8 protein-coding genes and 2 rRNA genes are annotated in these 12,098 nt (G+C 66.4%); all 10 read left to right on the top strand.

The window, feature by feature from the left end; genetic code table 11:
- Positions 1–21: 21 nt before the first annotated feature.
- Positions 22–3,149 (top strand): 23S ribosomal RNA (locus tag FFG40_RS00480).
- Between the two features lie 156 nt (positions 3,150–3,305).
- Positions 3,306–3,422, top strand: a 5S ribosomal RNA gene (rrf, locus tag FFG40_RS00475).
- A gap of 16 nt (positions 3,423–3,438) precedes the next feature.
- Positions 3,439–4,755 (top strand): hypothetical protein, encoded by a 1,317-nt coding sequence (locus FFG40_RS00470; RefSeq protein ID WP_138801907.1) that lies wholly within the window; start codon positions 3,439–3,441, stop codon positions 4,753–4,755.
- Positions 4,746–5,567, top strand: coding sequence for a hypothetical protein (locus FFG40_RS00465; protein WP_138801906.1), 822 nt, complete (start codon positions 4,746–4,748; stop codon positions 5,565–5,567). The genes FFG40_RS00470 and FFG40_RS00465 overlap by 10 nt, the downstream gene beginning before the upstream one ends.
- A 31-nt stretch (positions 5,568–5,598) precedes the next feature.
- A complete protein-coding gene (locus tag FFG40_RS00460; protein ID WP_260678757.1) occupies positions 5,599–6,570 on the top strand; it encodes an HAD-IIA family hydrolase in 972 nt (323 codons plus the stop codon).
- 10 nt (positions 6,571–6,580) lie between these two features.
- The gene (locus tag FFG40_RS16940) at positions 6,581–6,748 is read left to right on the top strand and encodes a hypothetical protein (protein ID WP_155896846.1); all 168 of its coding nucleotides are present in this window, start codon (positions 6,581–6,583) and stop codon (positions 6,746–6,748) included.
- Positions 6,741–7,574: a TlyA family RNA methyltransferase gene (locus tag FFG40_RS00455; protein WP_138801905.1), complete on the top strand. Its 834-nt coding sequence runs from the start codon at positions 6,741–6,743 to the stop codon at positions 7,572–7,574. Before FFG40_RS16940 ends, FFG40_RS00455 begins: the two co-directional genes overlap by 8 nt.
- Positions 7,571–8,494, top strand: coding sequence for an NAD kinase (locus tag FFG40_RS00450; protein ID WP_071245131.1), 924 nt, complete (start codon positions 7,571–7,573; stop codon positions 8,492–8,494). Before FFG40_RS00455 ends, FFG40_RS00450 begins: the two co-directional genes overlap by 4 nt.
- 16 nt (positions 8,495–8,510) lie before the next feature.
- Complete coding sequence (recN, locus tag FFG40_RS00445; RefSeq protein ID WP_071245130.1) at positions 8,511–10,205, top strand: DNA repair protein RecN; 1,695 nt, start codon at positions 8,511–8,513, stop codon at positions 10,203–10,205.
- 126 nt (positions 10,206–10,331) lie between these two features.
- Positions 10,332–12,047 (top strand): CTP synthase, encoded by a 1,716-nt coding sequence (locus FFG40_RS00440; protein ID WP_138801904.1) that lies wholly within the window; start codon positions 10,332–10,334, stop codon positions 12,045–12,047.
- Positions 12,048–12,098: the final 51 nt, after the last annotated feature.

Raw genomic sequence — 12,098 nt, 5'->3', positions numbered from 1 at the left:
GATCGCAATTTTAATCTTTGTGGTCAAGTTTCTAAGAGCAAACGGTGGATGCCTTGGCATCTGGAGCCGATGAAGGACGTAGAAATCTGCGATAAGCCTCGGGGAGCTGATAATCGAGCCTCGATCCGAGGATTTCCGAATGGGGAAACCCCGCCAGGCGTTTTGCGACCTGGTGACTCCCGCCTGAATATATAGGGCGGGTAGAGGGAACGTGGGGAAGTGAAACATCTCAGTACCCACAGGAAGAGAAAACAACATGTGATTCCGTGAGTAGTGGCGAGCGAAAGCGGATGAGGCTAAACCGATCATGTGTGATAGCCGGCGGGCGTTGCATGGTCGGGGTTGTGGGACACGTCACTCAGTTCTGCCGGACTGGGACGGTTACAGCGCATCATAGTCGAACCGGTTTGAAAGCCGGGCCGTAGTGGGTGCCAGCCCCGTAGACGAAATGGTGTTATGGCCGGATGTGTATCCCAAGTAGCACGGGGCCCGAGAAATCCCGTGTGAATCTGTCAGGACCACCTGATAAGCCTAAATACTCCCAGATGACCGATAGCGGACAAGTACCGTGAGGGAAAGGTGAAAAGTACCCCGGGAGGGGAGTGAAATAGTACCTGAAACCGTTTGCTTACAAACCGTCGGAGCCTCCTTAGTAGGGGTGACGGCGTGCCTTTTGAAGAATGAGCCTGCGAGTTAGTGATATGTGGCGAGGTTAACCCGTGAGGGGCAGCCGTAGCGAAAGCGAGTCTGAATAGGGCGTTTGAGTCGCATGTTCTAGACCCGAAGCGAAGTGATCTATCCATGGCCAGGTTGAAGCGACGGTAAGACGTCGTGGAGGACCGAACCCACTTCAGTTGAAAATGGAGGGGATGAGCTGTGGATAGGGGTGAAAGGCCAATCAAACTTCGTGATAGCTGGTTCTCTCCGAAATGCATTTAGGTGCAGCGTTGCGTGTTTCTCGCCGGAGGTAGAGCTACTGGATGGCCGATGGGCCTCAACAGGTTACTGACGTCAGCCAAACTCCGAATGCCGGTGAGTGAGAGCGCAGCAGTGAGACGGTGGGGGATAAGCTTCATCGTCGAGAGGGAAACAACCCAGACTACCAACTAAGGTCCCTAAGCGTGTGCTAAGTGGGAAAGGATGTGGAGTTGCACAGACAACCAGGAGGTTGGCTTAGAAGCAGCCACCCTTGAAAGAGTGCGTAATAGCTCACTGGTCAAGTGATTCCGCGCCGACAATGTAACGGGGCTCAAGCACACCACCGAAGTTGTAGATTTCGCACTATAGACAAGCCTTCGTGGTTCAGTCGTGCGGAGTGGTAGGAGAGCGTCGTGTGGCGAGTGAAGCGGCGGAGTGATCCAGCCGTGGACGCTACACGAGTGAGAATGCAGGCATGAGTAGCGAAAGACGGGTGAGAAACCCGTCCTCCGAAAGACCAAGGGTTCCAGGGCCAGGTTAATCCGCCCTGGGTAAGTCGGGACCTAAGGCGAGGCCGACAGGCGTAGTCGATGGACAACGGGTTGATATTCCCGTACCGGCGAACAACCGCCCAAGCTAATCCAGTGGTGCTAAGAGTCCTAACCCGGTACAACCGGATCCCTTCGGGGTGATGGTGGCCGGTCTAACGCTCGACCCCATGCTGGTGCGGTTAGCGTATGAACAGGTGTGACGCAGGAAGGTAGCTGAGCCAGGCGATGGTATCCGTAAGGTGAACCTGGTGTAAGGATGTAGGGCTGACGATAGGCAAATCCGTCGTCTGTGTGCCTGAGATCCGACGCGTACCCGTAAGGGGAAATCAGTGATCCTATGCTGCCGAGAAAAGCATCGACGCGAGGTTGCAGCCGCCCGTACCCGAAACCGACTCAGGTGGTCAGGTAGAGAATACCAAGGAGATCGAGAGAATCGTGGTTAAGGAACTCGGCAAAATGCCCCCGTAACTTCGGGAGAAGGGGGGCCGGACACGTGACCGGATTTACTCCGTGAGCGTTGAAGGCCGCAGAGACCAGTGGGAAGCGACTGTTTACTAAAAACACAGGTCCGTGCGAAGTCGCAAGACGATGTATACGGACTGACGCCTGCCCGGTGCTGGAAGGTTAAGAGGAAGGGTTAGCCTTTGGGCGAAGCTCTGAATTTAAGCCCCAGTAAACGGCGGTGGTAACTATAACCATCCTAAGGTAGCGAAATTCCTTGTCGGGTAAGTTCCGACCTGCACGAATGGCGTAACGACTTCCCAGCTGTCTCAACCGCGAACTCGGCGAAATTGCACTACGAGTAAAGATGCTCGTTACGCGCAGCAGGACGGAAAGACCCCGTGACCTTTACTACAGTTTGGTATTGGTGTTCGGAGTGGCTTGTGTAGGATAGGTGGGAGACTGTGAAGCGGGCACGCTAGTGTTCGTGGAGTCATTGTTGAAATACCACTCTGGTCACTTTGGATGTCTAACGTAGGACCCTGATCGGGTTCATGGACAGTGCCTGATGGGTAGTTTAACTGGGGCGGTTGCCTCCCAAAGAGTAACGGAGGCGCCCAAAGGTTCCCTCAACCTGGTTGGCAATCAGGTGGCGAGTGTAAGTGCACAAGGGAGCTTGACTGTGAGACTGACAGGTCGAGCAGGGACGAAAGTCGGGACTAGTGATCCGGCAGTGGCTTGTGGAAGCGCTGTCGCTCAACGGATAAAAGGTACCTCGGGGATAACAGGCTGATCTTGCCCAAGAGTCCATATCGACGGCATGGTTTGGCACCTCGATGTCGGCTCGTCGCATCCTGGGGCTGGAGTAGGTCCCAAGGGTTGGGCTGTTCGCCCATTAAAGCGGTACGCGAGCTGGGTTTAGAACGTCGTGAGACAGTTCGGTCCCTATCCGCTGCGCGCGTTGGAAATTTGAGAAGATCTATCCCTAGTACGAGAGGACCGGGATGGACGAACCTCTGGTGTGTCAGTTGTTCTGCCAAGGGCACCGCTGATTAGCTACGTTCGGACCGGATAACCGCTGAAAGCATCTAAGCGGGAAGCCGTCTTCGAGATGAGATTTCCATGCACCTTGAGTGTGAGAGGCTCCCAGCAGACTACTGGGTTGATAGGCCGGATGTGGAAGCGGGGACTAACGACCCGTGGAGCTGACCGGTACTAATAAGCCGAAGACTTGATAACACACTGATTTCCGTGCACTTGTTGCACGGGCTCGCGTCCACTTTGTGGTTCCCGACAGACGATCGGGAATCGAAACTGAATACACCGCTCTGCCCTCTTCACCGGGGGCAGCAGTCGGGACAGCTTTGAGACCAAGTATGATCTGGTCGAGAGTGTTCCGGTGGTCATAGCGAGAGGGAAACGCCCGGTCACATTCCGAACCCGGAAGCTAAGCCTCTCAGCGCCGATGGTACTGCAAGGGGGACCTTGTGGGAGAGTAGGACGCCGCCGGACTTAACGTATGAAAGATGTGGCCATCGGCCCTCCATCGAGAATTCGCAGGGGAAACCCTCGTTCTCGGTCGGGGCCGGTGGCCATTTCTGTTTTCGCCGCCGTTCGCTCGACGCCGGCTCTGGTTCGTGATGGACTGGAGGCCGACGTCGGGTGGCCGACGCGGCACCCAACACAACGACACAGCGGACGAACGCCCGAGGCACTGCACCGGGCACGCGATGAGGAGCAACGGTGGCGAACGACGACGATCAGCGGCGGAACGACGGGGACCGCGGAGATCGACCCCGGCGGGACGGCGACCGTTTCCCGCGTCGCGACGGCGCTCCGCGTCGGGACGGCCAGAGTGATGGTCGTTGGTCGTCCGGTCCTCGCGAGTTCGAGCGCCGCGAGGGCGACCGTCGTGATCGTCCGCAGGGTGGAGACCGCCCGTTCCGCGACGGCGCACCTCGACGGGACAGCGCTCCGCGTCGCGACGGCGACCGTCCGTTCCGTTCCGGCGACCGGAACGACCGTCCGTCGTGGCAGGGCGACCGTGGTGACTCCGGCCGGCCGCCGCGCGGCGATGGTCCGCGCGGTGCCGATCGTCCGTTCCGTGGTGGCTCCGACCGCCCGGCTCGTGACGGGGACCGTCCGTTCCGTGGTGGGAGCTCTGACCGTCCGCGTCGTGACGGTGACCGCCCGTTCCAGGGCCGTTCGGACCGTCCGGCTCGTGATGGCGATCGCCCGTACCGTGGCGGCTCGTCGGACCGTCCCGCTCGTGATGGCGATCGCCCGTACCGTGGCGGATCGTCGGACCGTCCCGCTCGTGATGGCGATCGCCCGTACCGTGGCGGATCGTCGGACCGGCCGCGGCGTGACGGCGACCGTCCGTACCGTGGTGGTTCGGATCGTCCCGCTCGAGATGGCGACCGTCCGTACCGTGGTGGTTCGGATCGTCCCGCTCGAGATGGCGACCGCCCGTACCGCGGTGGCTCGGACCGTCCCGCCCGAGATGGCGACCGCCCGTACCGCGGTGGCTCGGACCGTCCCGCTCGTGACGGGGACCGCCCGTACCGCGGTGGATCCTCCGATCGTCCGGCCCGTGGTGGTTCGTCCGACCGTCCGTTCCGCGGCGGTTCGTCAGACCGCCCGGCCCGCGACGGCGGTGAGGACCGTCGTCGTTTCGGTGACGGCAGCCGTCACGCCGGCGCCCGTTTCGGCGAGGCCGCGCGCGACGACTGGGAAGACCGTGACCCCTACGGCACGAAGTCGATCCGTCCGCGCCACGACGACCCGGAGATCCCCGAGGAGATCCAGGCGCGCGACCTCGACCCTGCGGCTCGGATGGAGCTGAAGACCCTCAGCAAGGACAACGCCGACTGGGTTGCGCGTCACCTCGTGGCAGCTGCGCTCTTCGTCGACGACGACCCCGAGACGGCGAACCAGCACGCCCTCAGCGCTGCTCGTCGTGCCGGTCGTGTCGGTGTCGTCCGTGAGACGGCTGCGATCACCGCGTACCGCCTGGGCGACTTCGCCACCGCGCTCCGGGAGCTCCGCACCTACCGCCGTATCTCCGGTCGCAACGACCAGCTGCCGATGATGGTGGACTGCGAGCGCGGTCTGGGTCGTCCGGAGCGGGCACTCGAACTCGGTCGCTCGGTCGAGCGCTCGGCCCTCGACACTCCGGTGCAGGTCGAGCTCGCGATCGCCATGTCCGGCGCTCGTCTCGACCTCGGGAACCCCACAGCCGCCCTCGGTGAGCTGGAGATTCCACAGCTCGACCCGTCCACCGCCTACACGTGGTCCCCGGCGCTCTACAGTGCTTACGCGGCCACGCTCGAGGAGCTCGGTCGACAGGACGAGGCCGACGAGTGGTGGGCCCGGGTGGACCGCGCGGCAGCGGCCCTCGCCGAAATCGCGGACGACAACGCTTGGGAGACAGTTGATGTGGTCGAGGAAACGCTCGAAGTCGAAGAACACGGAGACGCCGGAGACGACGACGCCGATGACCTCGGAGCCGACGACGTCGCGACCGACGAACTCGACGGCGACCTCGACGACGAACCCGCCCTCGACGACCTCGACGACGACACCTCCGCAGCCGACGAGCCCGGCGAGATCGACGACGACAACCCCCGCGACGTCGACGGCTCCGCAGCCGACTGAGCACTCGGCGGCCCTGACCGACGGCGTCGACGTGGTCCTCACCGACCTCGACGGCGTCGTCTACCGGGGCCGCAACGCCATCCCGCACGCGGTCGAGGCCCTGACCCGGGCATCGCTCACGGCGCGGGTCGGTTACATCACGAACAACGCGTCGCGCCGCCCGATCGACGTCGCCGAGCACCTCGAGCGCTACGGGCTCGAGGTGTCCGAGGGTGACGTCGTGACCTCGTCGCAGGCCGGCGTCCAGCTGCTCGCGACCCTGGTGCCGGCCGGGTCGACCGTCCTGGTCACCGGCGGGCTCGGCCTGTCGAGCATCGTCGAGGCAGCCGGGTTCACGGTCACCTCGAGTGCCGAGGACTCCCCGGCCGCGGTCATCCAGGGCTTCTCGCCGGACCTCGGTTGGAAGGAACTGGCCGAGGCCTCGTTCGCACTGGCGGACCCGGACGTGCCGTGGGTGGCCACGAACATGGACTGGTCGATCCCGGTCGAGCGGGGCATCGCGCCCGGCAACGGCACGCTCGTGTCCGCCGTGCACCAGGCGGTCGGCCGGATGCCCGTGGTCGCCGGCAAGCCCGAGCGGCCGATCTTCGACACGGCCGTCGAGCGCTTCGGTGGCGGTCGGACCCTGTTCATCGGGGACCGGTTGGACACCGACATCAAGGGCGCGAACGACGCCGGTATCCCGAGCGTGCTCGTGCTCACCGGCATCGACAAGGCGAAGCAGGTGCTCGCGGCCGACCAGCGCTCGCGTCCCAGCTACGTGCTCGAAGACCTCCGGGGACTGTCCCAGCCCTACCCGGAGACGGCGCGGCGCGAGGACGAGGACGGCACCCGGTACGTGACCGTCGGTACCTCGACGGTGGCCATGCGCGGGCACGTCGTCCGGGTGCTCGATGCCGGGACGGACATCGATCGGCTCCGTGCCGGCTCGACGCTCATCTGGGAGTCCGGGTTGGCCATCTACGGCCTCGACGTGGACCCGCAGCTGTACGGCGGCGAGTAGCGTGTCGGACGTGCCGAACCCCGAGCAGCCGTCCGCCGATCCCGAGCAGCAGGACGCCTTCGCCGCGCGCACAGCCGAGGCCGAGGCCCTGCCGCTCGCTGACCGTGCCGACGCCTTCTCCGCCCTGCACGACGAGCTGCGGACGCGGCTCGAGAGCGGCGGCTCCGCGAGTGCCTGAGCCGGACGGAGCCGTGCACGACGCGACCCCGGTCCGCCTCGACGCCCTCCTCGCCGCACGCGGGCTCGCACGGTCGCGCACCGTCGCCAGCAAGCTGATCCAGGACGGCCGGGTGCTCGTGGGCGGCCGTGCCGTCCTGAAACCGTCGACGCCGATCGCACCCGATGCGGACATCGAGGTCGACGCAGCGGACGAATGGGTCTCGCGTGCGGCCCGGAAGCTCGTCGGCGCGCTCGACGCTTTCGACGTCGACCCCGCCGCCCGGGTCGTGCTCGACGTGGGTGCGAGCACCGGCGGGTTCACCCAGGTGCTGCTCGCGCGCGGCGCGCGCCGGGTCATCGCGCTGGACGTGGGCCACGGGCAGCTGCACCCCACCATCGCACTCGACGAACGGGTCGCCGTGGTCGAGGGGACGAACGCGCGGAACCTCACGCGCGCCGACTACCTGGCGCTCGACGGTGCCGCCGTCGAGACGAGCCTGGTGGTGGGGGACCTGTCCTTCATCTCGCTCCGACTCGTGCTGCCGGCGCTGGCCGAAGCCGTCCCCGCGGACGAGTTCGTGCTCCTGGTGAAGCCCCAGTTCGAAGTGGGCCGTGGCGGTGTGCGCGAGGGCATCGTGCACGACGCCGGACTCCGGAACGACGCGCTCATGAACGTGCTGTGGGCGGCGTGGGACCTGGGCCTCGGCACCAGTGGGCTCGCCGCGTCTCCGATCGTCGGGACGCACGGCAACCACGAGTACCTGGCCCGCTTGCAGCGTGGTGTCGGGGGCAATCCGACAGAATGGAGAGTCCGGGCGACCGAACTCACGGAAGGGTCTTCATGAGTGACGAACGGCACATCCTGCTCGTGTCCCACACGGGTCGCCGTGACTCGATCGACGCTGCGGTCGAGGTCTGCGACCTCCTGCACGCGGCCGGTCTCACGCCCGTCATGCCCTTCGACGAGTACGCGGACATCCGTCGTGCCGAAGCGTCGGTCGGCAAGGTCGACATCCTCGGCGTCGACGTCCAGCCGAACCAGCTCGAGATCGTCATCGTGCTCGGTGGCGACGGCACGATCCTCCGCGCGGCGGAACTCGTGCGGAACACCGGCGCACCGCTCATCGGGGTGAACCTCGGGCACGTCGGGTTCCTGGCCGAGAGCGAGCGTGACGGCCTGTCCGAGACGGTCGAGCGCGCGCTGTCCGGCGAGTACAACGTCGAGGAACGCGTCACCCTGCAGGTCGACGTCGTCGTGGGCAACCAGATCGTCTACTCGAGCTGGGCGCTGAACGAGGCCACGATCGAGAAGGCTTCTCGGGAGCGGATGCTCGAGGTCGTGACCGAGGTCGACGGCCGCCCGCTGTCGTCCTTCGGTTGCGACGGCGTGGTCGTGTCGACCCCGACCGGCTCCACGGCGTACTCGTTCTCCGGCGGTGGCCCCATCGTGTGGCCGGACGTCGACGCGCTGCTCATGGTGCCGCTGAGCGCCCACGCCCTGTTCGCCCGTCCGATCGTCGTCGGGCCGGACTGCACGCTCGCGATCGAGGTCCTGAGGCGCACGAGCGGCGTCGGCGTGCTCTGGTGCGACGGCCGACGGACCCACGACCTGCCCCCGGGCGCCCGTGTCGAAGTCCGGCGTTCGCCCGACCCGGTGCGTGTCGCCCGACTCAAGGACGCTCCGTTCACCGACCGCCTGGTCGCGAAGTTCCAGCTGCCCGTCGCCGGGTGGCGCGGCCCCCAGAGCGACGAGGACGACCGATGAGCACGGAGGACGACCGATGATCGAGGAGATCGCGATCCGCGACCTCGGTGTCATCGGTGAGACCACGCTCGAACTCGGGCCGGGCTTCACCGTCGTCACCGGGGAGACCGGTGCGGGCAAGACCATGATCGTCACGGCGCTCGGGCTGCTGCTCGGTGCGCGGGCCGATGCCGGTTCGGTGCGCCGCGGTGCATCGAGCGCCGTCGTCGAAGGTCGCTGGCACGTCCCGGAGCAGGACGCCGTCGCCGAACGCGTCGAGGACGCCGGCGGCACCGTCGAGGACGGCGAACTCATCCTCACCCGCACGGTCTCCGCCGAGGGGCGCAGCCGTGCGACGGTGGGCGGTCGCAGTGCGCCCGTGGCGGTGCTCGGCGAGCTCGCCGACCAGCTCGTCACCGTGCACGGGCAGTCGGACCAGATCCGCCTGACGTCGGCCACCGCGCAGCGCGCTGCCCTCGACGGGTTCGGGGGAGCCTCGCTCGAGAAGGCCCTCGCCCGGTACGTCGCCGCGTACGACGCCTGGCAGCAGCACGCCGGTGAACTCGAGGTCCTGGTCCGCGACCGGGACGACCGGGTGGCCGAGGCCGAGCGGATCCGCGCGGCCTCCGACGAGATCGAGGCCGCCGACCCGCAGCCCGGCGAGGACGTCGAGCTGGCCGAGCGCGCCGAACGGTTGGGCAACCTCGAGGAGCTCCGGTTGTCCGCGGCCCTTGCGCACGAGGCGTTGTCCAGCGAGTCCCTCGACGGCGTCTCCGACGTCGTCGGCCTGGTCGAGTCCGCACGCCGTGCCGTGGAGCGCGTCGTGTCGTCGGACAGTGCTCTGCAGCCGGTGCTCGAGCAGCTCACGGAACTCGGGATCCAGGCGGCCGAGGCCTCGGCGAGCATCTCGAGCTACCTGGGTTCCCTGGAACCCGAGGCCGGGCACGACCTCGAACTCATCAACGAACGCCGTGCCCTGCTGGCCGGCCTCACCCGCAAGTACGGCGAGACGGTGGACGACGTCATCGCCTACGGACAGCGCGCGAGCGACCGGCTGCTCGAGCTCGACGGCGACGACGACCGGATCGCGGCGTTGCAGCAGTCGGTCGAGCAGGACGAGCAGGCGCTCGAGACCGCCGCCGCCGCGCTCACCACGGCGCGCACCAAGGCCGCGACCGACCTGGCGAAGCGTGTGACCGCTGAGCTGAAGACCCTGGCGATGGGCGGTGCGACCCTGGTGGTCGAGGTCACCGACGCCGGCGAGTACCGCCGACACGGCCGTGACCAGGTGACGATCCTGCTCCAGCCGCACTCCGGCACCGACCCCCGGCCGATCGGCAAGGGGGCGTCCGGCGGTGAGCTGTCGCGCGTGATGCTCGCGATCGAGGTCGTCATGGCCGGCAGCACCACGGTGCCGACGTTCGTCTTCGACGAGGTCGACGCGGGTGTCGGTGGGGCGGCGGCGATCGAGATCGGCCGACGGCTGGCGAAGCTCGCCGAGCGCACGCAGGTCATCGTCGTCACGCACCTGGCCCAGGTCGCGGCCTTCGCGAACAACCACCTCAACGTCGTGAAGGATGCCAGCGGTGCCGTCACGTCGTCGAGCGTGCGCCGGCTCGAGGGCGAGGACCGGTTGCAGGAGATGGCACGGCTGCTCTCCGGACTCGGTGACAGCGCCAGCGGCATCGAGCACGCACGCGAGCTGCTCGACGTGGCCGGCCAGCGGGCCTGACGACCAAGCAGGCGGGACCCGGACCCGGACCCGGCCACGGCCCGAGGACCCGGCCACCCACCCGCGCAACGCCCACGGCGAACCGAGGTCGCGCCTCCCGGCAGTTCTGACGTACGATGGAATCCCGTGGCGGACACTCTCAGCGGCGGTACCAATTCCTCGAACTCGACCCCGAAGGTGACGAAGCAGATCTTCGTGACCGGCGGGGTCGTCTCGTCTCTCGGCAAGGGCCTGACGGCGGCCAGCCTCGGCAACCTGCTCACGGCTCGCGGCCTCAAGGTCGTCATGCAGAAGCTCGACCCGTACCTCAACGTGGACCCGGGCACCATGAACCCGTTCCAGCACGGCGAGGTCTTCGTGACCGACGACGGTGCGGAGACGGACCTCGACATCGGGCACTACGAGCGCTTCCTCGACATCAACCTGTCGCAGGCCGCGAACGTCACGACCGGTCAGGTGTACTCGACGGTGATCGCCAAGGAGCGTCGCGGCGAGTACCTCGGCGACACGGTGCAGGTCATCCCGCACATCACCGACGAGATCAAGCGCCGGATGCGCGAGCAGGCGCAGAACGACCCGCAGCCCGACGTCATCATCACCGAGGTCGGCGGCACCGTCGGCGACATCGAGTCGCAGCCGTTCATCGAGTCCGCCCGGCAGGTGCGGCACGAGCTCGGCCGCAACAACGTGTTCTTCGTGCACGTCTCGCTGGTGCCGTTCATGAACGCCTCGGGTGAGCAGAAGACCAAGCCGACGCAGCACTCCGTCGCCGCGCTCCGCTCGATCGGCATCCAGCCCGACGCGCTCGTGCTGCGGTCGGACCGTCCGGTGTCGGAGTCGAACAAGCGCAAGATCGCGCTCATGTGCGACGTCGACGAGGACGCCGTGGTGAACGCCGTTGACGTCCCCTCGATCTACGACCTGCCGACGCTGCTGAACAACCAGGGCCTCGACCAGGTCATCGTCGATGCGCTCAAGCTCGACGCCGGTCCGGTCGACTGGACCGCGTGGACCCCGGTGCTGAAGGCCGTGCACGAGCCGAAGAAGGCCGTCACGGTCGCCCTGGTCGGCAAGTACATCGACCTGCCGGACGCCTACCTGTCCGTCACCGAGGCGCTCCGTGCCGGCGGCTTCGCGCACGACGCCAAGGTGACGCTGAAGTGGGTCGTGTCCGACGACTGCACCACGCCCGAGGGTGCGGCGAAGCAGCTCGGCGACGTCGACGGCATCTGCATCCCCGGTGGGTTCGGCGTGCGCGGCATCGAGGGCAAGCTCGGCGCGCTGAAGTTCGCGCGTGAGCAGGGCATCCCGACGCTCGGCCTGTGCCTCGGCCTGCAGTGCATGGTCATCGAGTACGCCCGCCACGAGGTCGGTCTGACCGACGCGTCGAGCACCGAGTTCGACCCGGAGACCTCGACCCCGGTCATCGCGACGATGGCGGAGCAGGTCGACATCATCGCCGGCGGCGACCTGGGTGGCACGATGCGCCTGGGCCTGTACCCGGCGTCGTTCACCGAAGGCTCGCTGGCGGCGGAACTGTACGGGGCGCCGGAGGCCTCCGAGCGGCACCGTCACCGCTACGAGGTGAACAACAAGTACCGCGAGCAGATCGCGGACGCCGGCCTCGTCTTCTCGGGCACGTCGCCCGACGGCACGCTGGTGGAGTACGTCGAGCTCCCGCGCGACGTGCACCCGTTCTACATCGCAACGCAGGCGCACCCGGAGCTCCGCTCGCGTCCGACCGATGCGCACCCGCTGTTCGCGGGGCTCGTCGCGGCCGCGATCGAGCGCCACGAGGCGTCCAGCCTGTTCGACCCGCAGACCGAGGAGCAGGTCGCGTAAGCGCCGGTCTCCACGATCGGACGGGAGGCGCGGTGCCAGCTGGCACCGCGC

It is taken from the genome of Curtobacterium sp. KBS0715 (assembly GCF_005938005.2).
Classification (GTDB): Bacteria; Actinomycetota; Actinomycetes; order Actinomycetales; family Microbacteriaceae; genus Curtobacterium; species Curtobacterium flaccumfaciens.
This window is presented reverse-complemented; position numbering and strand designations above follow the sequence as displayed.